At 63.5% G+C, this 25,128-nt stretch carries 24 protein-coding genes; 22 read left to right on the forward strand and 2 right to left on the reverse strand.

The features are described from left to right. Positions 1-111 precede the first annotated feature (111 nt). The 13 genes from AADJ04_RS06790 (at position 112) to nudB (ending at position 15,072) form a co-directional block, all read left to right on the forward strand. Positions 112-4,059 carry an FAD/FMN-binding oxidoreductase gene (locus AADJ04_RS06790; protein WP_066692667.1) on the forward strand — a complete coding sequence of 1,316 codons (3,948 nt, stop codon included), beginning with the start codon at positions 112-114 and terminating at the stop codon, positions 4,057-4,059. Continuing rightward, positions 4,059-4,511, forward strand: a complete 453-nt coding sequence (locus tag AADJ04_RS06795; protein ID WP_044399372.1) for an HIT family protein — start codon at positions 4,059-4,061, stop codon at positions 4,509-4,511. The genes AADJ04_RS06790 and AADJ04_RS06795 overlap by 1 nt, the downstream gene beginning before the upstream one ends. A gap of 58 nt (positions 4,512-4,569) precedes the next feature. Beyond that, positions 4,570-4,983, forward strand: a complete 414-nt coding sequence (locus tag AADJ04_RS06800) for a DUF971 domain-containing protein (RefSeq protein ID WP_066692671.1) — start codon at positions 4,570-4,572, stop codon at positions 4,981-4,983. Between the two features lie 177 nt (positions 4,984-5,160). Continuing rightward, positions 5,161-5,892: a bifunctional demethylmenaquinone methyltransferase/2-methoxy-6-polyprenyl-1,4-benzoquinol methylase UbiE gene (ubiE, locus tag AADJ04_RS06805; RefSeq protein WP_341239149.1), complete on the forward strand. Its 732-nt coding sequence runs from the start codon at positions 5,161-5,163 to the stop codon at positions 5,890-5,892. Positions 5,893-5,939: 47 nt separating this feature from the next. Continuing rightward, complete coding sequence (locus tag AADJ04_RS06810) at positions 5,940-6,944, forward strand: Tim44-like domain-containing protein (RefSeq protein WP_142083727.1); 1,005 nt, start codon at positions 5,940-5,942, stop codon at positions 6,942-6,944. 41 nt (positions 6,945-6,985) lie between these two features. Then, positions 6,986-7,561 (forward strand): hypothetical protein, encoded by a 576-nt coding sequence (locus tag AADJ04_RS06815; protein ID WP_341239150.1) that lies wholly within the window; start codon positions 6,986-6,988, stop codon positions 7,559-7,561. After that, entirely contained in the window at positions 7,558-9,123 is a 1,566-nt protein-coding gene (gene ubiB / locus AADJ04_RS06820; RefSeq protein ID WP_341239151.1) for a ubiquinone biosynthesis regulatory protein kinase UbiB, read from the forward strand. Before AADJ04_RS06815 ends, ubiB begins: the two co-directional genes overlap by 4 nt. A 145-nt stretch (positions 9,124-9,268) precedes the next feature. Continuing rightward, positions 9,269-10,720 carry a sodium:solute symporter family protein gene (locus tag AADJ04_RS06825; RefSeq protein WP_341239152.1) on the forward strand — a complete coding sequence of 484 codons (1,452 nt, stop codon included), beginning with the start codon at positions 9,269-9,271 and terminating at the stop codon, positions 10,718-10,720. 91 nt (positions 10,721-10,811) lie between these two features. Next, positions 10,812-11,117, forward strand: coding sequence for an FmdB family zinc ribbon protein (locus tag AADJ04_RS06830; protein WP_044399352.1), 306 nt, complete (start codon positions 10,812-10,814; stop codon positions 11,115-11,117). Between the two features lie 9 nt (positions 11,118-11,126). Beyond that, the gene (locus tag AADJ04_RS06835) at positions 11,127-11,747 is read left to right on the forward strand and encodes a DUF502 domain-containing protein (protein ID WP_066692174.1); all 621 of its coding nucleotides are present in this window, start codon (positions 11,127-11,129) and stop codon (positions 11,745-11,747) included. A 45-nt stretch (positions 11,748-11,792) separates the two neighbouring features. Beyond that, complete coding sequence (gene aspS / locus AADJ04_RS06840; protein ID WP_066692176.1) at positions 11,793-13,607, forward strand: aspartate--tRNA ligase; 1,815 nt, start codon at positions 11,793-11,795, stop codon at positions 13,605-13,607. 112 nt (positions 13,608-13,719) lie between these two features. Next, positions 13,720-14,544 (forward strand): CsgG/HfaB family protein, encoded by an 825-nt coding sequence (locus AADJ04_RS06845; RefSeq protein ID WP_341239153.1) that lies wholly within the window; start codon positions 13,720-13,722, stop codon positions 14,542-14,544. Positions 14,545-14,592: 48 nt separating this feature from the next. Beyond that, entirely contained in the window at positions 14,593-15,072 is a 480-nt protein-coding gene (gene nudB / locus AADJ04_RS06850) for a dihydroneopterin triphosphate diphosphatase (RefSeq protein WP_341239154.1), read from the forward strand. A 43-nt stretch (positions 15,073-15,115) separates the two neighbouring features. On the opposite strand, the gene AADJ04_RS06855 is transcribed toward nudB, so the two are convergent. Further along, on the reverse strand, positions 15,116-16,900 hold the full coding sequence (locus AADJ04_RS06855; protein WP_341239155.1) for a tetratricopeptide repeat protein: 1,785 nt from the start codon (positions 16,898-16,900) through the stop codon (positions 15,116-15,118). A 123-nt stretch (positions 16,901-17,023) separates the two neighbouring features. Between AADJ04_RS06855 and AADJ04_RS06860 the strand changes: the two genes are divergently transcribed. The 9 genes from AADJ04_RS06860 to AADJ04_RS06900 all read left to right on the forward strand — a co-directional run bounded on the left by AADJ04_RS06860 (position 17,024) and on the right by AADJ04_RS06900 (position 24,205). After that, positions 17,024-17,761 (forward strand): endonuclease/exonuclease/phosphatase family protein, encoded by a 738-nt coding sequence (locus tag AADJ04_RS06860; RefSeq protein WP_142083737.1) that lies wholly within the window; start codon positions 17,024-17,026, stop codon positions 17,759-17,761. 38 nt (positions 17,762-17,799) lie between these two features. Then, complete coding sequence (clsB, locus tag AADJ04_RS06865; RefSeq protein ID WP_341239156.1) at positions 17,800-19,029, forward strand: cardiolipin synthase ClsB; 1,230 nt, start codon at positions 17,800-17,802, stop codon at positions 19,027-19,029. A 116-nt stretch (positions 19,030-19,145) separates the two neighbouring features. Beyond that, the gene (folE, locus tag AADJ04_RS06870) at positions 19,146-19,874 is read left to right on the forward strand and encodes a GTP cyclohydrolase I (RefSeq protein ID WP_207373722.1); all 729 of its coding nucleotides are present in this window, start codon (positions 19,146-19,148) and stop codon (positions 19,872-19,874) included. A 2-nt stretch (positions 19,875-19,876) separates the two neighbouring features. Continuing rightward, entirely contained in the window at positions 19,877-20,299 is a 423-nt protein-coding gene (locus AADJ04_RS06875) for a BLUF domain-containing protein (protein WP_066692185.1), read from the forward strand. A gap of 243 nt (positions 20,300-20,542) precedes the next feature. Then, the gene (locus tag AADJ04_RS06880; RefSeq protein WP_341239157.1) at positions 20,543-21,424 is read left to right on the forward strand and encodes a DMT family transporter; all 882 of its coding nucleotides are present in this window, start codon (positions 20,543-20,545) and stop codon (positions 21,422-21,424) included. Beyond that, on the forward strand, positions 21,421-22,299 hold the full coding sequence (locus AADJ04_RS06885; protein ID WP_341239158.1) for a DUF429 domain-containing protein: 879 nt from the start codon (positions 21,421-21,423) through the stop codon (positions 22,297-22,299). The genes AADJ04_RS06880 and AADJ04_RS06885 overlap by 4 nt, the downstream gene beginning before the upstream one ends. Further along, complete coding sequence (locus tag AADJ04_RS06890; protein ID WP_341239159.1) at positions 22,296-22,574, forward strand: hypothetical protein; 279 nt, start codon at positions 22,296-22,298, stop codon at positions 22,572-22,574. Before AADJ04_RS06885 ends, AADJ04_RS06890 begins: the two co-directional genes overlap by 4 nt. A 214-nt stretch (positions 22,575-22,788) precedes the next feature. After that, positions 22,789-23,436, forward strand: a complete 648-nt coding sequence (locus AADJ04_RS06895; RefSeq protein WP_341239160.1) for a LysE family translocator — start codon at positions 22,789-22,791, stop codon at positions 23,434-23,436. Positions 23,437-23,533: 97 nt separating this feature from the next. Beyond that, positions 23,534-24,205: a histidine phosphatase family protein gene (locus tag AADJ04_RS06900; protein WP_341239161.1), complete on the forward strand. Its 672-nt coding sequence runs from the start codon at positions 23,534-23,536 to the stop codon at positions 24,203-24,205. Between the two features lie 6 nt (positions 24,206-24,211). On the opposite strand, the gene AADJ04_RS06905 is transcribed toward AADJ04_RS06900, so the two are convergent. Continuing rightward, complete coding sequence (locus AADJ04_RS06905; protein WP_341239162.1) at positions 24,212-24,898, reverse strand: MOSC domain-containing protein; 687 nt, start codon at positions 24,896-24,898, stop codon at positions 24,212-24,214. Positions 24,899-25,128 lie beyond the last annotated feature (230 nt).

The following is a 25,128-nucleotide window of genomic DNA, read 5'->3' on the forward strand; positions in this document are numbered from 1 at the left end:
CTTTGTTGCACGCCGCTGACGGTACACGTACCGCTGCGCGTCTTGCGCCTCGTTGCCGGGCCTTTCTCCGGTTTTCGTGGGCACGTAAAAGTACATAACACGCTCTAACCCATGAATGTTCCGATCGCGTTGGCTGCCTTGCAGACGCAGGCCGCCGAGCCTGCCCGTCTGCGTGAAATTCCGTACAACTACACCTCGTTCTCTGACCGGGAGATCGTGATCCGTTTGCTGGGTTCCTCCGCCTGGGACCTGTTGGACCAGCTGCGCAAAGAGCGTCGCACCGGCCGGTCGGCCCGCATGCTGTATGAAGTGCTGGGCGACATCTGGGTGGTGCAGCGCAACCCCTATTTGCAGGACGACCTGCTGGACAACCCCGACCGCCGCAAGCTGCTGGTCGATGCGCTGAACCACCGCCTGGGCGAAATCGAAAAACGCCGCACCCCCGCTGATGATGCCGAGCGCGACCGCCTGGTGGGCGAATTGGTGGTGGCTGCACGCCGCGCCGTGGTGGAGTTCAACGCCACGTTTGAGCAAGCTAGCAAGCTGCGCCGCCAGATTCAAAAGACGCTGGGCCGTCTGACCGCCAAGGACAACATCAAGTTCGATGGCCTCTCTCGCGTGAGCCACGTGACCGACGCGACCGACTGGCGCGTGGAATACCCCTTTGTCGTGCTGACGCCGGACACTGAGGCCGAGATGGCTGCGCTGGTCAAAGGCTGCATCGAGCTGGACCTGACCATCATCCCGCGTGGGGGTGGCACGGGCTACACGGGGGGCGCGATTCCGCTGACCTGGAAGAGCGTGGTTATCAACACCGAAAAGCTCGAAGCCATGACCGAGGTGGAGATGCGCCGCCTGCCGGGTCTGGACCGGGAGGTGGGCACCATCTGGACCGAAGCCGGTGTGGTCACCCAGCGCGTGGCCGATGCGGCCGAGCGCGCGGGCTTTGTGTTTGCGGTAGACCCCACCAGCGCCGAGGCCTCGTGCATTGGCGGCAACATCGCCATGAACGCAGGCGGCAAGAAGGCCGTGCTGTGGGGCACGGCGCTGGACAACCTGGCCAGCTGGCGCATGGTCACGCCCGACGCCCAGTGGCTGGAAGTGACCCGCCTGGACCACAACATGGGCAAGATCCATGACGTGGAGACGGCCACCTTCGAGCTGCAGTATTTCGAGGCCGATGGCAAGACGCCCGTGCGCACCGAGCGCCTGAGCATTCCGGGCCGCACCTTCCGCAAGGAAGGTCTGGGCAAGGACGTGACGGACAAGTTCCTGGCGGGCCTGCCCGGCATTCAGAAGGAAGGCTGCGACGGCCTGATCACCAGCGCTCGCTGGGTGGTGCACCGCATGCCCGAGCACACCCGCACCGTGTGCCTGGAGTTCTTTGGCAACGCCAAGGACGCTGTGCCCAGCATCGTGGACATCAAGGACTACATGTTTTCCCTGCAAAAGCGCAGTGGCGAAGGAGGGAATGAACAGGGCCCCTCCCCCGTTCTTCTGGCGGGCCTCGAGCACCTGGATGACCGCTATCTGAAGGCCGTGGGCTACGCCACCAAGAGCAAGAAAGGCAACGGCGGCCTGCCCAAGATGGTGCTGATTGGCGACATTGCGGGCGACGACGCCGACGAAGTGGCCCGCGTGACCAGCGAAGTGGTGCGCCTGGCCAACACCCGCAGCGGCGAGGGCTTTATTGCCATCAGCGCCGATGCGCGCAAGAAGTTCTGGGCCGACCGCAAGAAGACGGCGGCTATCAGCCGCCACACCAACGCCTTCAAGATCAATGAAGACGTGGTGATCCCGCTGCCGCGCATGGCCGAGTACACCGACGGCATCGAGCGCATCAACATCGAGCTGAGCCTGCGCAACAAGCTCAAGCTGTGCGACACCCTGACTGAGTTTTTTGAGCGTGGCAATCTTCCGCTGGGCAAACAGGATGCGGCCGATGACGTGCCCGCTGCCGAGCTGCTGGAAGAGCGCGTGGCCCAAGCCATTGCCCTGGTGGCGGAAGTGCGTGCCCTGTGGCAAGGCTGGCTCGACAACGTCGAAACCCTGTTCCCCCAGTTGCAAGACCACACCCTGCGCGCCAGCTGGAAGACCCAGCTGCGCACGCCGCTGCAAGGCATCTTCACGGGTGCGGCGTTCAAGCCCATCCTGGACGAGGCCGTGGCTATCCACAAGCGCGTGCTCAAGGGCCGCGTGTGGGTGGCGCTGCACATGCACGCGGGCGACGGGAATGTGCACACCAACATTCCCGTCAACAGCGACGACTACGAGATGCTGCAGACCGCGCACGAGGCGGTGGCCCGCATCATGGTGCTGGCCCGCAGCCTGGACGGCGTGATCTCGGGCGAACACGGCATCGGCATCACCAAGCTGGAGTTCTTGACCGACGCGGAGCTGCAGCCCTTTGCCGACTACAAGCGCAAGGTGGACCCGGAAGGCCGCTTCAACAAGGGCAAGCTGCTACGAAATCAGGAGCTGCCCGCGCTTGCTGGACAAGCGCCAGAGGCCAAAAACGCTTCAAACGCTGCACTCATGCATGCCGATTTGACCAATGCCTACACGCCCAGCTTCGGGCTGATGGGGCACGAGTCGCTCATCATGCAGCAAAGCGACATTGGCGCCATTGCCGATTCGGTGAAGGACTGCCTGCGTTGCGGCAAGTGCAAGCCCGTGTGTTCCACCCATGTGCCACGCGCCAGTCTGCTGTACAGCCCTCGCAACAAGATTCTGGCTACTTCGCTGCTGGTCGAAGCCTTCCTGTACGAAGAGCAGACGCGCCGCGGTGTGTCCATCAAGCACTGGCAAGAGTTTGAAGACGTGGCAGACCACTGCACGGTGTGCCACAAGTGCTACACGCCTTGCCCGGTCAAGATCGACTTTGGCGATGTGACCATGAACATGCGCAACCTGTTGCGCAAGATGGGCAAGAAGAGCTTCCGCCCCGGCAACAAGATGGCCATGGCCATGCTGAACGCCACCAACCCCGACACCATCAAGCTGCTGCGTTCGGGCATGGTCAACGTGGGCTTCAAGGCCCAGCGCATGGCGGTGGATTTGCTGCGCAAGGTGGGCCGCAAGCAGACGGCCAAGCCTCCAGCCACGGTGGGCACCGCTCCGATCAAGGAGCAGGTGATCCACTTCATCAACAAGAAGCTGCCCGGCGGCCTGCCCAAGAAGACGGCACGCGCGCTGCTGGATATCGAGGACAAGGATTACGTCCCGATCATCCGCGACCCGCAGACCACCACGGCCGAAACCGAGGCGGTGTTCTACTTCCCCGGCTGCGGCTCCGAGCGCCTGTTCAGCCAGGTGGGCCTGGCCACGCAGGCCATGCTGTGGCATGCGGGCGTACAAACCGTGCTGCCCCCAGGCTACCTGTGCTGTGGGTACCCACAGCGCGGCAGCGGCCAGTTCGACAAGGCCGAGAAGATGATCACGGACAACCGCGTGCTCTTCCACCGCGTGGCGAACACGCTGAACTACCTGGACATCAAGACCGTGGTGGTGAGCTGCGGCACCTGCTACGACCAGCTGCAGGGCTACCAGTTCGACAAGATCTTCCCCGGCTGCCGCATCATCGACATCCACGAGTACCTGTTGGAAAAGGGCATCACCCTGCAAGGCAAGGGCGCCTACCTGTACCACGAGCCCTGCCACAACCCGATGAAGCAGCAGGACTCGATGAAGACGGTGAAGGCGCTGGTGGGCGAGCAGGTGCTCAAGAGCGACCGCTGCTGCGGCGAATCCGGCACCCTGGGCGTGACCCGGCCCGATGTGTCCACCCAGGTGCGCTTCCGCAAGGAAGAAGAAATCCGCAAGGGCGAAGCCCTGCTGCGTGCCAGCGGTGCCGTGGGCGAGAAGGAAAACGTCAAGATCCTGACCAGCTGCCCCAGCTGCCTGCAGGGCCTGAACCGCTACCAGGACGACTTGCAAAACGGCCTGCTCGAAGCCGATTACATCGTGATCGAAATGGCCCGCGAGATCCTGGGCGAGAACTGGATGCCCGAATACGTGCACCGTGCCAACCAGGGCGGTATCGAGCGGGTGCTCGTCTGATGGCTGCGGACCGCGCCCCTGCCTGCCCTTTGTGCGCCGAAGACGGTGGTGCGCTGGTGTGGCGCGGCGCGCGGTTGCGCGTGATCCGTGCCAACGAGGCGGGCTTTCCGGCCTTCTACCGGGTGGTGTGGAATGCGCACGTTGCCGAATTTTCTGACCTCTCGGCCGAGGATCGGGTGCACTGCATGGACGCAGTGACCGTGGTGGAGCAGGCCTTGCGCCAGCACCTGGCCCCCACCAAGGTCAATATTGCAGCCCTGGGTAACATGGTGCCGCACCTGCACTGGCATGTGATTGCCCGGTTTGACTGGGACAGCCACTTCCCCGCGCCCGTGTGGGCAGCCGCCCAGCGGCTCAGCCCTGCGGCACAGGAAGGCGCTGTGCGCGACCGGCTGCCAGCGCTGGAGGCTGATCTGCGCACCCATTTACAGGCGGCATTGGTCGCAGGCTGACCGCGCCACGCACAGCCGGAGTAGGGCAGTCGTTTTAAATTTTTGAACAGGTGAACGCATGGCAGGTTTGAAATCGGGCGCACCCGCGCCCACCGCACTGACGGTGCACGAGGCTTCCCGCGTGCTGGAGGTGGCTTTTTCGGACGGCGCTTCTTTCCGCATTCCGTTCGAGCTGATGCGCGTGTACTCGCCGTCTGCCGAAGTGCAGGGCCACGGCCCGGGGCAGGAAGTGCTGCAAACCGGCAAGCGCGACGTCACGCTGGTCAACCTGGAGCCCGTGGGCAACTACGCGGTCAAGCCGACTTTTTCGGATGGGCACGACAGCGGCATCTTCAGCTGGGATTACCTCTACGAGCTGGGTCAGCAGCAGGATGCGTTGTGGAAGCAATACGCCGAGCGCCTGGCCGCAGCGGGGGTGGACCGTGACGCACCGATGGCCGCCAAGGGTGGGCATGCCTGCGGCAGCCATTGATGGCTGGGCCGCGTGCTGGATGACGATGTGCACAATCGGTTGCTATTGAAAAGATAGCTGCCTGCGCTTGTATATCAAGCGCTAGAACCCATTTTTATATCAATTTTGCGACGGATGCCCCAGATGAGCACGGGGTTGTCGCTGTACGGCAGGTGCGCAGGCGCCTAGCATGACCCTATGAGCACCACCCATTTTGGATTCCAGTCGGTAGACGAAAAAGAAAAAGCACAGCGCGTACGCGGCGTGTTTGACTCGGTTGCGTCCAAGTACGACGTGATGAACGACCTGATGTCCGGCGGCATGCACCGGGCCTGGAAGGCCTACACCGTGATGGTGGCCAACCTGCGCGAAGGCAGCCAGGTGCTGGACATTGCAGGCGGCACGGGCGACCTTTCTCTGGCATTTGCCAAAAAGGTGGGCACCACCGGGCGCGTGGTGCACACCGATATCAACGAAGCCATGCTGCGCACGGGGCGCAACCGGCTCATTGATGCTGGCGTGATCTTGCCCACCCTGGTGTGCGACGCCGAACAGTTGCCTTTTCCCGACGCGCATTTCGATGTGGTGAGCGTGGCGTTTGGTTTGCGCAACATGACGCACAAGGACCGCGCGCTGACCGAAATGTGCCGTGTGCTCAAACCCGGCGGCAAACTGCTGGTGCTCGAATTCTCCAAAGTGGCCAAGCCGCTGGAGAAGGTTTACGACTGGTATTCCTTCAAAATCCTGCCCCAGCTGGGCAAGATGGTGGCGGGCGATGACGCCAGCTACCGTTACCTGGCCGAGTCCATTCGGATGCACCCCGGCCAGGAGGAACTCAAATCCCTCATGCAACAAAGCGGCTTTGGGCATGTGGACTATCACAACATGACTGGCGGAGTAGTGGCTTTGCATGTTGGAATCAAGTGCTGAGAGCAATGATTGCGCTCAACGCTGACGAATGACACAACGGAGATGACATGATGAAACTATGGTCTGTGGTTTTGGTCGCGCTGATGGCGGTGGTCCATGTGGACGCTGAAGCCAAGCGCATGGGTGGCGGTAAATCCGTTGGGCAGCAATCGAGCAACGTTACCCAACGCGAATCTGCCGGTGGTGCTCCTTCGCAAGGTGGCGCCGCCACGAACAGCGCAGCCGCTGCCAAACCGGCAACGCCTGCTGCCGCTCCCGCCGCTGCTGCGCCCAAGCGCCCCTGGGGTGCCATGCTGGGTGGCTTGGCCGCTGGCCTGGGCCTGGCCTGGCTGGCCAGCTCGCTGGGCCTGGGCGCCGAGTTCGCTCAGTTCCTGTTGATTGCTCTGGTGGCCTTGGCCGTGGTGGCGGTCATCGGCATGGTGATGCGCGCTCGCCGCTCTGGCGCTGCCAACCAGTCGGGCGCTTCGCCTTTCGCCTTCCAGGGCGCTGGTGCTTCCAACCCTGCGGCAGCGCAGGCGCCTCACACCTATCGCCCTGAAAACGTCGGCAACGACGCATCGGCCCGTCCTTGGGAGCGCAGCAGTATGGCGTTTGACGCTTCGCGCCAAGCCCAGGGTTCGGGCGTGGTGATCGGTTCTGGCCTGGCAGGCTCGCAAAACTGGGGCATTCCAGCAGGCTTCGACGCCGAGGGCTTCGTGTCTGCCGCCAAGCGCAACTTCGTGACCTTGCAGGCCGCCTGGGATCGCTCGGACATCGCCACGCTGCGTTCCATGATGACCGACGGCATGCTGGAGGAAATCCGCGCGCAGCTGGCTGAACGTGAGTCCCAACGCGGCGCTGAGCCCAACCACACCGATGTGGTGATGATCGAGGCGCAGCTGCTGGGCATTGAAGAGATGGACGATCGCTACATGGCCAGCGTGGAGTTCTCCGGCATGATCCGCGAAGAACTGTCTGCAGGCCCCAGCCCCTTCCGCGAGGTGTGGAACATGACCAAGAGCAAGTCGGGTAACGGCGGCTGGCTGGTGGCAGGCGTGCAAGCCTTGCAGTAAATACCGAAGGGCTTTCCCAGTTCAGGGAATAATCGGGGACTATGGCAACACAGTCCCCTTTTTCATTTCTGGACAGCATTTTTGATCGCGTCACCTCTGGGCCGCAGCCGCCTCAATGGCTTGTCCATGAAGTGCACCAGCGCGCCGTGCTGTTCATCAACCATGTCTTGATGCAAGAGCCCGAGGCCATGGAGCGCATGCGCCGCCAAAAAGGCCGCGTTGCCCTGGTGCAATGGCGCGCCTATTCGATGGCGCTGCTGGTGACTCCTGCGGGCCTGTTCAACGTGGCGCCCGAAGGCGTTTCGCCCGACTTGCGCCTGGAGGTGACCGAGCTGTCGCCCTTGGCCCTGGCGCAGAGTGCCTTGCGTGGTGACAAGCCCGCCATTCGCATCGAGGGCGATGTGCAGTTGGCGGCAGAGATCAACTGGCTGGTAGACCATGTCCGCTGGGATGTGGAAGAAGATCTGGCCCGCTTGATTGGTGACGCACCTGCGCACCAGGTGGCCCAGGTGGCCCGCCGCGCAGCGCAGGCCCTGCGGCAGTTTGTGGGCGCGCGCATGCCCACCGGCAGCGTGGTTCCTGCGCCTGTGACCAGCACGGAGCGGACGGCGGCATGAAGCGCTTTTTGCGCGGCTGCACCATTCTGTGGGTGGTGTTCCGATATGGGCTGGATGCCCTGGTGCTGGACAGCTTTCAAAAGCCCTGGTTGCGCACGTTCTCTCGCATCCTGTCCGTCGGGCGCAATCTGGACGCCCCGCGGGGCCAACGCTTGCGCGAGGCGCTGGAGCAGTTGGGCCCGATCTTCGTGAAGTTTGGCCAGGTGCTGTCCACGCGCCGCGACCTGTTGCCGCCCGACATCGCCAACGAACTGGCGCTGCTGCAAGACCGCGTACCGCCTTTTGACCCCGGTGTGGCCATTGCCACCATCGAGCGTGCCTTTCAGAAACCGGTGGATTCGGTATTTCTGTCTTTTGAACGCACGCCGGTCGCCAGTGCATCCATTGCCCAGGTGCACTTCGCCACCCTGCTCGACAGGGACGGTGTGGAGCGTGAAGTCGCAGTGAAGGTCTTGCGGCCGGGCATGCTGCCCGTGATTGAAAAAGACCTGAGCCTCATGCGCATGATGGCCGGTTGGGTGGAGAGCCTGTCGGCCGACGGCAAGCGTCTCAAGCCCCGTGAGGTGGTGGCCGAGTTTGACAATTACCTGCACGATGAACTGGACCTGATCCGCGAAGCATCGAATGCTGCGCAGCTGCGCCGCAACATGGATGGCCTCGATCTGGTGCTCATTCCCGAGATTTTTTGGGACTTTTGCCGCCCCGAGGTGATGGTCATGCAGCGCATGACCGGCGTGCCGATCAGCCAGGTTGAGCGCCTGAAGGATGCTGGCGTAGACATCCCCAAGCTGGCCCGTGATGGCGTCACCATTTTTTTCACCCAGGTGTTCCGGGATGGCTTCTTCCATGCCGATATGCACCCTGGCAACATCCAGGTCAGCCTGGAGCCTGAAACCTTCGGGCGCTATATCTCGCTGGACTTCGGCATTGTGGGCACCCTCACCGAGTCTGACAAAGAGTATCTGGCGCAGAACTTCGTGGCGTTTTTCCGCCGCGATTACAAGCGAGTGGCTGAGCTGCACATCGAAAGCGGCTGGGTGCCGCCTGAAACCCGCGTCAACGACCTGGAGTCGGCAATCCGTGCGGTGTGCGAGCCGTACTTTGATCGTCCGCTCAAGGAGATCTCTCTGGGCATGGTGCTGATGCGCCTATTCCAGACCTCCAGGCGCTTCAATGTCGAGATCCAGCCCCAACTGGTGTTGCTGCAAAAAACCCTGCTCAACATCGAAGGCCTGGGCCGCGAGCTGGACCCGGACCTGGACCTGTGGAGCACAGCCAAGCCCTTCCTCGAAAAATGGATGCTGGAGCAGATGGGCCCGCAGCGCTTTTGGCGTGAGTTGCGCGCCGAGGCGCCACATTACGCCAAGCTGCTGCCAGAGCTGCCGCGCCTGCTCTATGACGCGCTGCGTCAGCGGCCTGCGGACCAGCAACATCTGATCAAGGACCTGCTGGAAACCCAGAAGCGTACCAATCGGTTGCTGCAGTCCATCCTTTACGGCGGTGCTGGGTTTGTGGTGGGCCTGCTGGCCATGCAGCTATTCATACGGATCCGGGTTTTCTGAGGCGCGAAACTTGCCCTCATAATCCGCACCGACTTTTGTCACACATTTGAAAAGGGGGTTGAACCCCTTGGTTTCCCTGGTGTAGTAGCGCGGCTCGCTGCGCGCCCTGTTTTTTCGCAACCCCCTTGGAGCTCCGGAGCGGCCCATGCTGTTGTCATTCATTGTTCTGTATCTGCTGGCCTCGATTGGTGTGGGGCTTTACGCGGCAACCCGCGTGCACAACACAGCGGACTATGCAGTGGCTGGGCGCAGTCTGCCCCTGGCTGTGGTGATTGCCACCACGTTTGCGACCTGGTTCGGTTCAGAGACGGTGCTTGGGGTCTCTGCCCGCTTCATTGATGGAAATCTCGGAGCCGTGGTTGAGGACCCCTTCGGGGCGTCGATGTGCCTGGTGCTGGTGGGCCTTTTCTTTGCCTACAAGCTCTACCAGAAGAACCTGATCACGCTGGGCGATTACTACCGCCAGCGCTATGGGCGGGTGATTGAGGTGTCCTGTTCGGCCATCATCATGTTCAGCTACCTGGGCTGGGTGGCTGCCCAGATCACGGCCCTGGGCCTGGTGTTCAATCTGCTCACCCAAGGGGCTGTATCGGTCACCATGGGCATGGTCATTGGCACGCTGGTGGTGCTGATTTACACCTTGTACGGCGGCATGTGGTCTGTGGCCATGACCGATTTCGTGCAGATGATCGTGATTGGCGTGGGCTTGCTGGCGATTGCCTGGTTTGCTGCCGACCTGGCAGGTGGCGCAGGCAAGGTGGTGGAATACGCCGCACGCGAGGGCAAGTTCCAGTTCTTCCCCAGCGGCGGAGTCAAAGAGTGGACGTTCTTCATCGCTGCTGCCATCACCATGATGCTGGGCTCTATTCCCCAGCAGGACGTGTTTCAGCGCGTAATGTCTTCCAACAGCCCTGCCACAGCGCGCAAGGGCCCCGTCATCGGCGGTGTGCTGTATCTGCTGTTTGCCTTCATTCCCATGTTTGTCGTGACGGCCGCCGTGCTGGTGATGCCTGAAACCGCTCAGACCTTGCTCAAGGAAGACCCGCAGAAAGTGCTCCCGACCTTGGTGATGGAGCACATGCCGATCATGTTGCAGGTGGCTTTTTTTGGTGCGCTGCTCTCGGCCATCATGTCCACAGCTTCTGCCACTTTGCTGGGGCCTTCAACGACGTTTGTAGGGAATATCCTGCACAACCTGCGCCCTGGCATGACAGATCAGCAGACCCTCAAGGCCATGCGGATCTCTGTGCTGGTGTTCACGGCCTGCGTGCTGACCTACGCCATCACCATGCAGGGCACCTCGATCTATGAACTGGTGTCTGGCGCCTACCAGGTGCCGTTGGTGGGGGCGTTCGTGCCTCTGGTGTTTGGCTTGTACTGGAAACGTGCAACCACCCAGGGCGCACTGCTTGCGGTGACCATGGGCTTGGGGGTCTGGTTGCTGTTTGTGGCCAGCCCCATGCTCTCGGAAGCCTTCCCGCAGCAACTCGCTGGGGTGCTGGCTGCACTGGTGGGTATGCTGGGCGGCTCGCTGGCGCCGCAGTGGATTGACGATCACAAGGGCCACGTTACCCACTACGAAGGCAGCGCCCGTTAACTACCTCGCCTCTGCGCCCATGGCGCAGGGGTTGATAGGTGGATGGGCCGCCTATAATTGAGGGTTTTGCACTTTCCCTCAACACACTGACATGCCTATTTACGCCTACAAATGCGGCACCTGCGGCCATGCCAAGGATGTGCTGCAAAAAATCTCCGACGCCCCGCTCACCACATGCCCCGCCTGCGGTGCAGAGGCTTTCTCCAAGCAGGTGACTGCAGCGGGCTTCCAGCTCAAGGGTTCCGGCTGGTACGTCACTGATTTCCGTGGCGGCAGCGGGGGTAGCTCCGCCCCAGCCACCGAAGCCAAGTCTGAATCTGCTGCGCCTGCCGCTGCACCGGCTGCGGCCCCCGCGCCAGCAGCCCCCAGCAGCACGCCATCGTCTTCTTCTACCTGACAGGCTGTAATGTCCGCATTGCGCAAATGGCTGTTCACGGGTTTGCTGGTCATCGTGCCCGGCGTCATCACCGCCTGGGTGTTGAACTGGATTGTCAGCACGCTGGATCAGACCTTGCAAATCCTGCCGGGCGCATGGCACCCCGACAAGTTGCTGGGTATCCATATCCCCGGTTTCGGGGTGCTGCTCACCCTGCTCATCTTGCTGGTGGTGGGCGCCGTGGCCAGCAATTTTGCGGGTCGTAAATTGGTACAGTGGGGCGACGCCCTGGTGCACCGCATCCCTGTGGTGCGTTCCATCTACTCCAGCGTCAAGCAGGTTTCCGATACCTTGTTTTCTGAAAGCGGTAACGCTTTCCGTACCGCGGTACTGGTGCAGTGGCCGCGTGAAGGGGTCTGGACGGTGGCGTTCGTCACCGGGGCCCCGAACGGAGAAATTGCTGCGTACCTGCGTGACGAGTTTGTGAGCGTGTACGTGCCGACGACGCCCAACCCCACGGGCGGGTATTTTGTGATGGTGCGCAAAAGCGATTGCGTTGAGCTCGACATGAGTGTGGACTCAGCGCTGAAGTACATCGTCTCGATGGGGGTGGTAGCTCCTGCCGCCCCGACCCAGTTACCTCTCAAGTAATTTTCTTTTCATTCATTGCGCCACAGCGGCGCCGGAAGTAATGCCATGGCCATGCGCTCTCACTATTGCGGTCTTGTGACCGAAGCCCTGATGGGCCAAACCGTGACCCTGTCGGGTTGGGTGAATCGCCGCCGTGACCACGGCGGTGTGATCTTCATCGACCTGCGTGACCGCGAAGGCTACGTGCAGGTGGTGTGCGACCCTGATCGCGCCGAGATGTTCAAGACCGCCGAAGGCGTGCGCAACGAGTTCTGCGTGCAGGTCAAGGGCCTGGTGCGTGCCCGCCCTGAGGGCACCACCAACGACAGCCTCAAGAGCGGCAAGATCGAAGTGCTGTGCCACGAGCTGAATGTGCTCAACCCCTCGGTTACGCCTCCCTTCCAGATGGATGACGACAACCTGTCGGAAACCACACGCCTGACCCATCGCGTGATGGACCTGCGCCGCCCGCACATGCAGCGCAACATGATGCTGCGCTACAAGACGGCCATCCAGGTGCGCAACTTCCTGGACAAGGAAGGCTTCATCGACATCGAAACCCCCATGCTGGGCAAGAGCACGCCCGAAGGCGCGCGTGACTACCTGGTGCCCAGCCGCGTGCATGACGGCCAGTTCTTCGCGCTGCCCCAGTCGCCCCAGCTCTACAAGCAGATGCTGATGGTGGCTGGCTACGACCGCTACTACCAGATCACCAAGTGCTTCCGCGACGAAGACCTGCGCGCTGACCGCCAGCCCGAGTTCACGCAGATCGACTGCGAAACCTCGTTCCTGGACGAAGAAGAAATCCGCGCCATCTTCCAGCGCATGATCACCGAGGTGTTCCAGACCCAACTGGGTGTGGACCTGGGTGAGTTCCCGATCATGACGTATCAGGAAGCCGCTCACCGTTTTGGCTCCGACAAGCCTGATCTGCGCGTGAAGCTCGAATTCACCGAGCTGACCGATGTGATGAAGGACGTGGACTTCAAGGTGTTCTCTGGCGCCGCGAACATGAAGGGTGGCCGCGTGGTGGCCCTGCGCGTGCCCGGTGGCTCTGCCGAAAACGGCGGCATCAGCCGTGGCGAGATCGATGCCTACACCGAGTTCGTCAAGATCTACGGTGCCAAGGGTCTGGCTTACATCCGTGTCAATGAACTGGCCAAGGGCCGTGACGGCTTGCAGTCGCCCATCGTGAAGAACATTCACGACGCTGCGCTGGCCGAAGTGCTCAAGCGCTCTGGCGCGCAGGATGGCGACTTGCTGTTCTTCGGTGCCGACAAGGAGAAGATCGTCAACGACGCCATCGGTGCACTGCGCATCAAGATCGGCCATAGCGAATTCGGCAAGAAGAATGGCCTGTTCGAAAACCGTTGGGCTCCCCTGTGGGTGGTGGACTTCCCCATGTTCGAGCACGATGAGGAAGAAGACCGCTGGACGGCTGTGCACCACCCTTTCACCAGCCCCAAGGATGGCCACGAGGACCTCATGGACACCGACCCAGGCAAGTGCCTTGCCAAGGCCTACGACATGGTGCTCAACGGCTGGGAGCTGGGCGGCGGCTCGGTGCGTATCCACCGTGCTGATGTGCAAAGCAAGGTGTTCACAGCACTCAAGATCACGCCTGAAGACGCGCAGGCCAAGTTTGGCTACCTGCTCGACGCCCTGCAGTACGGCGCGCCTCCACACGGTGGGCTGGCCTTTGGCTTGGACCGCCTCATCACGCTGATGACAGGTGCCGAATCGATCCGCGACGTGATCGCCTTCCCCAAGACCCAGCGTGCCCAGGACCTGTTGACCCAGGCCCCCTCGCCAGTGGACGAGAAGCAACTGCGCGAGCTGCACATTCGTTTGCGCAACCCAGACGCTGTCAAAGCCAGCTGATCGGGCGCAAAGCACCCCTGTTGCATGACGTAGCAGGAGACAAAGCGGCACAGACTTCAGGTCTGGGCCGCTTTTTTGTTGGAGCGTTCAAAAGAATACAGGGAGTAAAAAAATGAAGAATTCCGTGAATGGCACACCCCAAAGGCTGAGTGCAGTGGCTTTGCTGGTGGCGGCCTTGGTGGTAGCGGGTTGCGGTGAGAAAAAGACCGAGTTGGGTGAGGGCGGCTCGGTCGTCTCAGGTTCTGCCGGCCCCGCGGGCGCGCAAGGTGCCGACAAATCCCTTACCCGATGCGACGCTCCGGTGGCCACGCTGGCGCTGGCAGAGAACCCGAACGGCTACACCGTCTCCAGCGCCTACCACCTGCCGGCGTCTCCTGTGCCGCTGATTCGACTGATAGCCCAGCAAAGCGGTTGTTTTCGGGTGGTAGACCGATCTGCTGGGTTGCGTGCCACCGTCCGAGAGCAAGATCTCAAGGAGGCCGGGGTGCTGCGGCAGAAATCTACGGTGGCCAAGGGGCAGGGCTATGAGGCGCAGTACACCTTGGTGCCCAGCCTCACCTTCAGCGAACAAGATGCCGGGCGCAGCATTGCGGGGGTGATTGCGATGATTCCTGTACTGCGTGACATTGCGGGGCTGATTGGCTTGGCGGAGCAGGTCAAGCTCAAGGAGGCGCAAACCGCGCTGCTGTTGACCGACAACGAAACCACCGAGCAGGTGGCGGCCGCTACTGGCTCGGCACGCACCACCGACCTGGGTGCGGCGGGCGCACTGTTTGGGCGCCTGGGCGGTGGAGCGGGTGCGGGCTGGAGCAATACCAACGAGGGTAAAGTGATTGCCGCGGCCTTTCTTGATGCCCACAACAAGCTGGTAGCCCAGGTGCGCATGTTGCAGGCGAAGGGGCTTCCACCGCCCGTGGCCACTCAACGTCGGCCCTGAGGCGGGGCCTCCTTCTTTCTTCACGTGGGAGCGATGGCGCGGTTACACATGGTTCACAAGCCTTACAAGATTCCGGAGTCGGTGCTGGTGGTCATCCACACGCCCGCGCTGGAGGTGTTGTTGATCCAGCGTGCGGACACGGCGCAGGGGGTGGAGCATTGGCAATCGGTCACGGGTAGCAAAGACCACTGGGGTGAGCCGTGGGACGTCACGGCTGCCCGTGAGGTGCAGGAAGAAACCGGAATTGATGTGCAGGCGCCCGGTTGCAGGCTCACGGATTGCGGGCTGGAGAACCATTACGACATCTGGCCACAGTGGCGCCACCGCTATGCGCCTGACGTGTCGCGCAACCGCGAGCGGGTGTTTGGCTTGCGCGTCCCTGCTGCGGTGCCTGTGGTGCTCAATCCACGCGAACACGTGCGCTTTCAGTGGCTGCCTTGGCTCGATGCTGCCGACCTGTGTTTTTCTGCTTCCAATGCCGAAGCCTGCCTCTGGTTGCCGCGTTTGTCGGTGGTGGATGTAGGCTAACTTCTCTGGCTACAACCAGCGATTCCTTGTAGGAACCGCTGTGTCAGTTGGGGCGCAGACGAAGTTTGTCGAGGGGATCTGCCGGGTCGGGTGGCGGCTGTTTGCTGTCTGCGCCCGAGGTCTGCACTGTGCCAGCGCGCTCGGCGCGCAAACGTTGCTGGGCGGCGATGTCGCTGTCGGCAGAGCGGGCGCGGGTTCGAATAACAACTCCGCCGGGGTGCCGTTCACTGTCTTGCCCCAGGACGGCCTTGGTGGGCGCCGCGCCGCACCGCTCGCACAGCGCGTCAATTTCCTGCTGAAGGGCTTCTTGCTCTTCAATGCGGTCGCGGTGGCGCAGCAGCACTTGCTGCGACAAGTCCACCAGCTTCGTGTTCAGCGTTTGTGCGCCATAGCGTAGCAAGCTGCGCACGGCGCCGGTTGCGTCGCCCGAGAGGCTGCGCGCCATGGCTTTTTCGGCCGTTTTGTTGATTTCCAGCAGGCATTCCCGGATGGACTCTGAATACGGCGGGAACATGTTGCACGCGTTGGCCATCAGCTCACACAGCCCGCGCGTGTTGGCGTAGCGCATGCCCAGCGACCTGATCCATACCGCGCCTTCGCTCAAATCAATCGACGTTGTGGTCAGCACGGCCAGCAGGCTGCCAAGGTTGCAGGCCGCCTCAAAATCAAAGCTGCGGGCATTGATTTCGTTGGCCATGGTTTTGACCGCTTCCACCGCTTGTGAAAACTGGCGCTGCTGGATGAGCTGCAGCGTACGCGATACCTCCACAAAGCGCAGGATGCGGGGGCTGTCGGTGTTCTCGTGGCGCTCCAGCAGCCGCGCAAAGTCGGCCATGCAGCGCTCAATGCCCTTGCGATCGTTGTCGGCAAAGTACGCGAAAGTGAGCAGCACCAGCGACTGGCAGTCAAACAGCTTGGAGTCCAGCCCCAGCATCGCGGCGCGCGACAAGACACGGGTGGCGGTGGCCCGCTCGCCCATGTAATACGACATCATCCCCAGCTTTTGCAGGCGCACCACTGAGTCGGGCGTGAGTTCGCTGGCGGTGCGGTAGGTCTCGATGGCTTCCGCAAACTGCCCTAGCTCCACCTGCGCACGGCCCAGCACATCGTAGGCGTCGGCAAACGAGGTGTCTTCACCCAGCAGGCCCTGCAGGGTGGTGATGGCCCGCGCTGCCTGGCCTGACTCGATCTGCGCGCGTGCCACGCCCAGCTTGGCCCAGGGCAGGGCGCGTGCGGCAATCACGGCCTCAAACAACGTGCGTGCCTGCGCGTGGCGGCCCAGCCGCAGCAGCAGTTCGGTGCCGATGCGTGCGGCGTAAAGCCAGTAGGGCTGGCGTGCTTCAAAGCGCTCAGTGCACAGGGCGGCGGCCGTTTCAAAGTCCTCCTGCTCAATGGCATCGAAGATCGGCTTGAGGTGGACTTTGCGCAGCCTGGCCAGGCTCAGCCGCTCGAACAGCGTGCTGGGGGTGAAGGGCTTGAGCAAATAGCCGTCCAGCGCCGACTCGGCGGCTTCCGCCACTGCGGCATACGAGGCCTCGGCGGTGACCATGAAAAACACGGTGGAAAAGGGCAGCAACTGCGCGCGGCGAAGGTCGTCCAGCAGGGTTTGGCCAGAGTGGTTGGACTCGGTGAAATACTGCTCGCACAGCACGTAGTCGAACACCGTGTGCTCCAGCCGGCTTCGGGCGTCGCGCACCCTGCTGCACTGAACCACCTTGGTCACCCCGTATTCACGCAGTTGGGCCACCAAAATGCTGCGTGAAGTGGCGTTGCTGTCAATGACCAACGCCTGGACTTCTTGTGGTTCCGAATCTTTGCCTGTGGCCATTGACGGCTGCGGTGTCCTGTAGGCACACGAATGTGGGGTGAGTTCGCGCTAGTGTAGGCCCATTGGGGCCCTGCGGCGGATGCGGGAAAGCCCGTTGTCCCGGGTTGCGACACAATCGGTGGCATGGAGCACACCGATATTTTGCGCGTCGCCACGTACAACATCCACAAGGGTGTGCAGGGCCTGGGCCCTGCGCGCAGGCTGGAGATCCATAACCTGGGCCTGGCCGTGGAGCAGCTGGACGCTGACCTGGTCTGCCTGCAAGAGGTGCGCAAGCTGCACCGGCGCGAACAGCGCTACTTTCACCATTGGCCAGAGCTGCCCCAGGCCGACTTTCTGGCCCCGGAGGGCTACGAAGCCGTCTACCGCACCAATGCCATCACCAAGCATGGTGAACATGGCAATGCGCTGCTGACCCGCTGGCCGGTGGTGGGGCACCAGCACGAAGACATCTCGGACCACCGTTTCGAGCAGCGCGGCCTGCTGCATGTGCAGGTGCAGGTGCAAAACCGCCTGGTGCACGCCATCGTGGTGCATCTGGGCTTGATCCCGGGCAGCCGGGTGCGGCAGGTGCAGCGCCTGCACCAATTCATCGAGCGTGAGGTGCCCCCAGGCGAGCCCGTGGTGGTGGCCGGAGATTTCAACGACTGGGGCCCCCAGCTCAAGCGTATTCTGGGGGGCTACGGCTTGCTGGAATTTGAAGCGCCCAGGGCCTACACCTACCCGGCCCGGCTGCCGCTGGCGCAGCTGGACCATGTGTACGCGCGGGGCCTCACGCCTGTGAGCCTGCATGTGCCCCGCGGGCGCATCTGGTGGCGCATGTCCGACCATTTGCCGCTGATTGCCGAATTCCGGCTCTGATGTGTGCGCGTTGATCCCCTGGGGCAATTTGCACGGCCATGAGTCCCACACCTGAGTTTGCGCACGACCACGATGTGCGCCTGTACCAGGGCGCACAGGAGCTTTTCCCGGCGCTGGTCGAGGCCATGGATGCAGCCCTGTCTGACATTCAGTTTGAAACCTATATCTTCGACTTCACCGGCGCGGGCAGCAGCGTGGGCGAAGCGCTGGCCCGTGCGGCGCAGCGCGGCGTGCGCACGCATCTGGTGGTGGACGGCGTAGGCACCGGCCGCTTGCCTGCCCCCTGGGCTGCCCGCCTCACTGCGGCCGGTGTGCAGTGGCGGGTGTATTCCCCCTTGGGTCGTTTTGGCCTGCTGCTGCCCAGCCGCTGGCGGCGCCTGCACCGCAAGCTGTGCGTGGTGGACGGGCGGGTGCTGTTTTGCGGCGGCATCAACGTACTCGATGATTTTCACGACCCCAACCATGGTGCGCTGGACGCCCCGCGCTTTGACTTTGCGGTGCGTGCCACCGGCAGCCTGGTGCTGCAGGCCAGCGATGCCATGGAGCAACTGTGGTGGCGCATGCAGGCCGTGCGCGATGTGCGCCAGCGCCGCCTGCCCGAAGCCCTGCAGGCGCTGCGCGCCGCCAGCGCCCAGCGCCATGCCGAGCAGCAAATCGGTCAGCCGCGCGGCAGCGGTGGCCAAGTGCGCGCCGCCCTGGTGCTGCGCGACAACGTTCGCAACCGCGCCCGCATTGAAAAAACCTACCTGCGTGCCATTGGCTCCGCGCGGCACGAGGTCATCATTGCCAACGCCTACTTCGTGCCGGGCCGCAAGCTGCGCAAGGCCTTGCTGATGGCGGCCCGCCGGGGCGTGCGGGTGCGCCTGCTGCTGCAGGGGCGTTATGAGTACTTCATGCAGTACCACGCGGCGCGCCCGGTGTATGGGGCGCTGCTGGAGGCGGGGGTGGAGATCCACGAATACGCGCCGAGCTTTTTGCACGCCAAGGTGGCGGTGGTGGATGCGATGGGCGATCGGCCCTGGGCCACGGTGGGCTCGTCCAACCTGGACCCCTTGAGCCTGCTGCTGGCCCGCGAAGCCAACGTGGTGGTGGAAGACGCCGCCTTTGCCTGCGACCTGCGCCAGCGCCTGGTGCACGCCATGCAGCACGCAGGCCGCCGCATGGACCCCGCCCGCTACGCCGGTCGCCCGCTGCGCCAGCGCGTGCTCGATCGGCTGGCCTTTGGCCTGATGCGGTTGGCCCTGTGGCTCACCGGCCACCGATACTGATCGGTCCAAAAACCCTGTTGCTATTGATTTGATAGCTGCTGGCGCTTGTTGGTAAAGCGCTGGAGGCCTAAAACCCTTGCAACGCCTGCCCATCCGTTCGCTGTTACGATCTGCCCATGTCCAGTCAACCCGCCGCCGTTATGACGACCACCTTGCCGGATGAAGAAGGCACCCCCGTTTCCGTGAAGATCCGCGAGCGGATCAACGCCGCACGCAAACGCTTCAACGCCAACGACAACATCGCTGAATTCATCGAGCCCGGCGAGCTGGAAAAGCTGCTGGACGAGGTGGAAGAGAAGATGCAGGGCGTGCTCGACAGCATGGTGATCGACACCGCTGGCGACCACAACACCAACAACACCGCGCGCCGCGTGGCCAAGATGTACCTCAATGAGGTGTTCAAAGGCCGCTACGTTGCCGCGCCGCCGATCACCGAATTCCCCAACGCCGAGCACCTCAACGAGCTGATGATCGTCGGCCCGCTCACCGTGCGCAGCGCCTGCAGCCACCATTTCTGCCCCGTGATCGGCAAGATCTGGATCGGCGTGATGCCCAACGAACACACCAACGTGATTGGCCTGTCCAAATACGCGCGCCTGGTGGACTGGATCATGGGCCGCCCGCAGATTCAGGAAGAAGCCGTGGTGCAACTTGCCGACCTCATCATGGAAAAGACCCAGCCCGACGGCCTGGCCATCGTGATGGAAGCCAGCCACTTCTGCATGTCCTGGCGCGGCGTGCGCGACATGGACAGCAAGATGATCAACTCGGTCATGCGTGGCGTGTTCCTCAAGGACAGCGCCCTGCGGCGCGAATTCCTCTCCCTCATCCCTGGAAAGAACTGAACATGTTGGTACGCCTGCTTTACGCCAGCCGCGCGGTGGACACCTCGGCCCAGGCCATCGAAGCCATCCTCACGCAGTCTCGCCAGCACAACCCCGGCTCGGGCATCACCGGCGTGCTTTGCTACGGCGGCGGCGTGTTCCTGCAAGCCATTGAAGGCGGCCGTTCTGCGGTGAGCGAGCTGTACGGCCACATCCAGCGCGACCCACGCCACAAGAATGTGGAACTGCTGCACTACGAAGAAATTGCAGAGCGCCGTTTTGGTGGCTGGACCATGGGGCAGGTCAATCTCTCCAAGATCAACCACTCCATCTTGCTCAAATACTCTGAAAAGCCCGAGCTGGACCCTTACACCGTGTCGGGCAAGGTGTCGTTTGCGTTGCTCGAAGAGTTGATGGCCACGGCCTCCATCATCGGAAGGGCATAAGGATCACCCCCCTGAGGCGCTGCGCGCCTTCCCCCCGCTCTCGCACCGCTGCGCGGTGCGGGCAGGGGGACGCCACCAGTGCGGCGGGGCGGCCCTTGCACGGTGGCCTCCGGCTTGGGCCGCGCCAGTGGCGTATGCCTTGAGCGGCATGCAGCCCCTCAATCGTTAGGTCCTTTCACGCTACACCGAGCCGCAGCCCACAGGCGCTGCGGCTTTTTGCATTCAAGCCTGTCTTTTTTACCCGTGACCCTCAACGCCTTCGCCCTCATCATCCTCGCCGGGCTCATCCATGCCTGCTGGAACATTGCTGCCAAAAAGGCGGGGGGCGACTCGCGGTTTGCATTTTTTACCTCGGTGCTCATGATGTTCTTCTGGGCACCGCTGGGCTGGTGGCTGGGGCGCGATGCCGTGCCGCTGTGGGGCGCGGTGGAGTGGGGCTTTGTGGTGGCCAGCGGCGTGCTGCATGTGGTGTATTACGTCATCTTGCTGCGTGGCTACCGCAAGGCAGACCTCACGGTGGTGTACCCGCTGGCGCGGGGCTCGGGGCCGCTCTTGTCGTCGCTGGTGGCCATCACGCTGTTGGGTGAGCAGATTTCAGCGCTGGGGGCTTTGGGCATTGCTGGTGTGGTGGGCGGGGTGTTTCTGATTGCCGGTGGCCCCGGGCTGCTGCGCGCGGCGCACGACCCTGCCGCGCGCCAGCGGGTGCACAAGGGCATCGCCTACGGGCTGCTCACGGGGGCGTTCATCGCCAGCTACACGGTGGTGGATGGCTATGCCGTCAAGGTGCTGCTGATGTCGCCCATCCTCATCGACTACATGGGCAATTTCGTGCGCGTGGGCCTGCTGGCCCCCGTGGTGCTGCGCGACTTGCCCAAGGCCCGCACGCTGTGGCTGGCGCAGTGGCGCTTTGCTTTGCTGGTGGCTGTGGTCAGCCCGGTGGCCTATGTGCTGGTGCTGTATGCCATGCAGCAGGCACCCCTGTCGCACGTGGCCCCGGCGCGTGAGGTGTCCATGCTGTTTGCCGCGCTAATCGGCGGGCACTTGCTGGGCGAGGGCGACCGGCTGGCGCGCGTGTGCGGGGCGGTGTGCATTGCCGCGGGCGTCACGGCGCTGGCTTTAGGATGAGCGCTGCCATGTCTTCCGCCGTTGTTTTTGATTTGATCGGCTGCGACTTCTCCAGCAGCCCCAGCCGCAGCAAACCCATCGTGCTGGCACTGGGCCGCCGCGATGGTGCGCGCGTGCAATTGCTGGGGTTGGAGCGCATCGAGACCTTGCCTGCTTTGGCCCAGTGGCTGGCTCAGCCGCAGCCGTGGGTGGGCGGGTTTGACTTGCCCTTTGGCCTGCCGCGCGAACTGGTCACCACGCTGGGCTGGCCCACCGGTTGGCGTGCGTGCATCCAGCACTACCGCAGCCTCACGCGCGAGCAGATCCGCGAGGCCTTTGCAGGGTTTTGCGATGCCCGGCCCGTGGGCGGCAAGTTTGCCCACCGCGCTACAGACGGGCCTGCAGGCTCCAGCCCCTCGATGAAATGGGTGAACCCGCCCGTGACCTACATGCTGCACGCCGGCCTTCCGCTGTTGCTGGATGCCGGCGTTTACCTGCCGGGCCTGATGCCGCCCGGCACGGGCGATGCACAGCGCGTGGCGCTGGAGGCCTACCCCGGCCTGCTGGCGCGCGAGGTGCTGCAGCGGCGCAGCTACAAAAGCGATGACCGCGCCAAGCAGACCCCTGATCGCTTCATTGCCCGCAAGGACCTGGTGAACGCGCTGGAGCTGGGCCAGACCCGGCTTGGCCTGCGCCTCAAACTCAGCCATGCCCAGCGTGATGCGCTGGTTCAGGACGCCAGCGGCGACAGCCTGGACGCCGTGCTGTGCCTGCTGCAAGCCGCGTGGGCACAGCAACAGTACGATCAAGGCGACCCCTTGTACGGCCTGCCCCCGGGGCTGGATACGCTGGAAGGATGGATCGTGACCGCGCCCTGGGGCGCATCTGGCGCATGAAGCCCATCAAACCCCTGGGCTACCACCTGGCCCACCCTGCGAGCCATCGCAGACCCTCGTCTGTTGCCGGGCTGGTGCTGACCGCGTGGTTGCTGTGGCTGGCGCTACCCTTGCACGCAGCCCCGGCGCCTTGGTATTACTGGCGCAGCAAGGTCGATGGCGCACGGGTGTGCGCCCAGACCTCGCCCGGCCCCGGCTGGGAGCGCGACAGCCCTCCCTACGAGGGGCCTGGCTGCCAGTCGCGCACCAAGGTCATCGTGGTGCGCATGCGCTGAGAGCGCCTAACACCACCCCCCTGGCGTTGTCGTCCCGTCTTGTCGCACTACGCGTACTGCCTGCGACGGAACACTTGGCCAGGGCCAGCTTCGCTGGGGCGTGTTAGTCGCTCAACCCCTCCGCCGCCTCCCGCGTTGGCCCGTAGCCGCATGGCACCGCACACCCGGCACAATGGGTGTCTGTTTGTGTCACGTGCTTTTGCCAACTTTCGCCATGCCTTCTGCCGATACCCTGATTGCCTTCTTGGGCGTGTCCATCCTGCTGGGCCTCACTCCCGGGCCCGACAACATTTTTGTGCTGCTGCAGTCGGCCCAGCGTGGCTGGCGCGCCGGCATGGCCGTGGTGGTGGGTCTGTGCTGCGGGCTGGTGGTGCACACGGGTGCGGTGGCGCTGGGCCTGGCGGCGGTGTTTGCGGCGTCGGCGGTGGCGTTCACTGTGCTCAAGCTGCTGGGTGCGGCCTACCTGGCGTACCTGGCGTGGCAGGCTCTGCGGGCACCGTTGTCGTCTGCCGGGCCTGACGCTGGCGCGCAGGGCACTGTGCCCACAGCCGCACCCAGCCTGTGGCGCATGGTGGGGCGCGGCATGGCGATGAACCTGAGCAACCCCAAGGTGCTGGTGTTCTTCCTGGCCTTCCTGCCCCAGTTTGCTGACCCTGCGCGTGGCGCCATGGGCGGCCAGCTCATGGTGCTGGGCTTGGTGTTCATCGTGGCCACCCTGCTGGTGTTTGGAGCCATCGCCTGTTTTTCGGGGGTGTTCGGGTCTTTGCTGCTGCGCTCGCCGCGCGCGCAGCAGTGGCTCAACCGGGTGGCGGGGGTGGTGTTCCTGGGGCTGGCTGTGCGTCTGGCCACATCGCAACGCTGATGGTCTCTTTTGCTATGAAAAGCATAGCTTCTGGCGCTTTTTCCAATTGCGCTAGGGCCGTTTTTTTCTTGTAATAAGCGCACAGCACCATTCCACCATGACCGAACTCATCCTCATCCGCCACGGCGAAACCGACTGGAACCGCGAGCTGCGCTTTCAAGGCCAGGTGGATGTGCCGCTGAACGCCACGGGCCTGGAGCAAGCCCGCCGCGTGGCGCAGCGGTTGCTGGCGGAGCGGTTCGGTGTGGAGCACCTGGTGTGCAGCGACCTGCTGCGCACGCGGCAGACGGCCGAGCCTGCGGCGCAGGCGCTGTTGCCCCACCTGTCACTGGACGCCGTGGCAGACCCCGGGCTGCGCGAGCAAAACTTTGGCATTGTGGACGGGCTGCGTGTGCAAGACGTGAAAACCGAGCATGCCGAGGCCTGGGAGCGCTGGGTGCGCTTTGAGTCCGACTACGGCATGCCCGGGGGCGAAACCACCCGCCAGTTCCACACCCGCGTGATGGACGCAGTGCAGCGCATTGCGCAGCAGTACGCGGGCAAGACGGTGCTGGTGGTCACGCACGGCGGCGTGCTCGATATGGTGTGGCGCACCGCCCAGGGCCTGGGGCTGGACGGGCCCCGCCAAAGCGATATTCCCAACGCGGGCCTGAACCGCGTGCGCGTGCAGGGCGGTGCCATTGAAGTGCTGCACTGGGCCGACACGCGCCACCTGCAGGACTTGCCCGCGCAACCGGTGTACGACCAGACCAAGCTGGCGGTGCGTTAGCCCTGTCTACCCCCGCAGGCGGGCAGCCCAGTCTTCGGCTTGCCCCTGATCGCGCCGCCGGGTGAACAGCTTGTGCCAGGAAGGCGGCAGCGGCAGCGCCAGCACATCGTTGAGCACGGCAGGGTGGCATTCACGGTCGCGGATCAGGGCCAGCAGGCGCTGTACCGTCCAGCCGGGGCGGGGCCGCTCCAGCAGTTCCAGCGCATCACCCGCCTGCACCACGCCCGCTTGCAGGGTGCGGCAATACCAGCCGGCACGCAGCGTGTTTTGCACGCGGGCCGACATGTCGGGCACGCCAAAGCGCAGGTTCAGCTTCCAGCAGGGCTGGCGGCCCTGGGTAACTTCCAGCACCGCGCTGCCTGCGCGCCAGTGGTCGCCAATGCAAACGCCCGCTTCGTCCAGCCCCGCCACCGCCAGGTTCTCGCCAAACGCCCCCGGCGCTTGCAGCACCGGGGCATCGCCCAGCTCTGCGCGCCATGCAGCGTAATGTGCCCAGGCGTACAGGTGCACCGCCTTGTCGGGCCCGCCGTGCACGCGCAGGTCGGCCTGTGCATCGCCCTGCAGCCCCAGCGGGCCGATGGCCGCCGGGCCAGCCACCGGCTGCTTGGCAATGGCACTGGACTTGCCAGCGGCGCCCAGCGGGGCCACGGTGCCGGTGAGTACTTGCAGGATGTGAGGGGAGGCGGGGGTCATGCAGCGTCCAATGTCATCAAGGTTCTGGGGCAAGTATCGGCGGTGCCTGCGTCATGCTCGGACCCGGCACCACCATGGCTGGTGAGTCGGTGTTGGGCCAGTGAACGCCTGAGGTGATTTTGCTATTGAATCAATAGCGGGTGGCGCTTATCCCATAAGCGCAAAGAGCCAAAATCAGGCTCTTCTAGCGAATAGTAGTGATGGAAATCGCCGCACGTCTGTAAACGACG

It is taken from the genome of uncultured Acidovorax sp. (assembly GCF_964021665.1).
Taxonomy (GTDB): Bacteria; Pseudomonadota; Gammaproteobacteria; order Burkholderiales; family Burkholderiaceae_C; genus Acidovorax; species Acidovorax temperans.

What these genes read in the sequence shown, in the direction of transcription:
- AADJ04_RS06890 (WP_341239159.1), top strand. Translation starts at nt 22,296, where the DNA reads ATGAAGCCCATCAAACCCCTGGGCTACCACCTGGCCCACCCTGCGAGC.
- AADJ04_RS06795 (WP_044399372.1), top strand. Translation starts at nt 4,059, where the DNA reads ATGGCTGCGGACCGCGCCCCTGCCTGCCCTTTGTGCGCCGAAGACGGT.
- clsB (WP_341239156.1), top strand. Translation starts at nt 17,800, where the DNA reads ATGAGTCCCACACCTGAGTTTGCGCACGACCACGATGTGCGCCTGTAC.
- AADJ04_RS06900 (WP_341239161.1), top strand. Translation starts at nt 23,534, where the DNA reads ATGACCGAACTCATCCTCATCCGCCACGGCGAAACCGACTGGAACCGC.
- AADJ04_RS06835 (WP_066692174.1), top strand. Translation starts at nt 11,127, where the DNA reads ATGTCCGCATTGCGCAAATGGCTGTTCACGGGTTTGCTGGTCATCGTG.
- AADJ04_RS06845 (WP_341239153.1), top strand. Translation starts at nt 13,720, where the DNA reads ATGAAGAATTCCGTGAATGGCACACCCCAAAGGCTGAGTGCAGTGGCT.
- AADJ04_RS06810 (WP_142083727.1), top strand. Translation starts at nt 5,940, where the DNA reads ATGATGAAACTATGGTCTGTGGTTTTGGTCGCGCTGATGGCGGTGGTC.
- AADJ04_RS06875 (WP_066692185.1), top strand. Translation starts at nt 19,877, where the DNA reads ATGTTGGTACGCCTGCTTTACGCCAGCCGCGCGGTGGACACCTCGGCC.
- folE (WP_207373722.1), top strand. Translation starts at nt 19,146, where the DNA reads ATGTCCAGTCAACCCGCCGCCGTTATGACGACCACCTTGCCGGATGAA.
- AADJ04_RS06855 (WP_341239155.1), bottom strand. Translation starts at nt 16,900, where the DNA reads ATGGCCACAGGCAAAGATTCGGAACCACAAGAAGTCCAGGCGTTGGTC.
- ubiB (WP_341239151.1), top strand. Translation starts at nt 7,558, where the DNA reads ATGAAGCGCTTTTTGCGCGGCTGCACCATTCTGTGGGTGGTGTTCCGA.
- ubiE (WP_341239149.1), top strand. Translation starts at nt 5,161, where the DNA reads ATGAGCACCACCCATTTTGGATTCCAGTCGGTAGACGAAAAAGAAAAA.
- AADJ04_RS06825 (WP_341239152.1), top strand. Translation starts at nt 9,269, where the DNA reads ATGCTGTTGTCATTCATTGTTCTGTATCTGCTGGCCTCGATTGGTGTG.
- aspS (WP_066692176.1), top strand. Translation starts at nt 11,793, where the DNA reads ATGGCCATGCGCTCTCACTATTGCGGTCTTGTGACCGAAGCCCTGATG.
- AADJ04_RS06790 (WP_066692667.1), top strand. Translation starts at nt 112, where the DNA reads ATGAATGTTCCGATCGCGTTGGCTGCCTTGCAGACGCAGGCCGCCGAG.
- AADJ04_RS06830 (WP_044399352.1), top strand. Translation starts at nt 10,812, where the DNA reads ATGCCTATTTACGCCTACAAATGCGGCACCTGCGGCCATGCCAAGGAT.
- nudB (WP_341239154.1), top strand. Translation starts at nt 14,593, where the DNA reads ATGGTTCACAAGCCTTACAAGATTCCGGAGTCGGTGCTGGTGGTCATC.
- AADJ04_RS06800 (WP_066692671.1), top strand. Translation starts at nt 4,570, where the DNA reads ATGGCAGGTTTGAAATCGGGCGCACCCGCGCCCACCGCACTGACGGTG.
- AADJ04_RS06885 (WP_341239158.1), top strand. Translation starts at nt 21,421, where the DNA reads ATGAGCGCTGCCATGTCTTCCGCCGTTGTTTTTGATTTGATCGGCTGC.
- AADJ04_RS06905 (WP_341239162.1), bottom strand. Translation starts at nt 24,898, where the DNA reads ATGACCCCCGCCTCCCCTCACATCCTGCAAGTACTCACCGGCACCGTG.
- AADJ04_RS06815 (WP_341239150.1), top strand. Translation starts at nt 6,986, where the DNA reads ATGGCAACACAGTCCCCTTTTTCATTTCTGGACAGCATTTTTGATCGC.
- AADJ04_RS06895 (WP_341239160.1), top strand. Translation starts at nt 22,789, where the DNA reads ATGCCTTCTGCCGATACCCTGATTGCCTTCTTGGGCGTGTCCATCCTG.
- AADJ04_RS06860 (WP_142083737.1), top strand. Translation starts at nt 17,024, where the DNA reads ATGGAGCACACCGATATTTTGCGCGTCGCCACGTACAACATCCACAAG.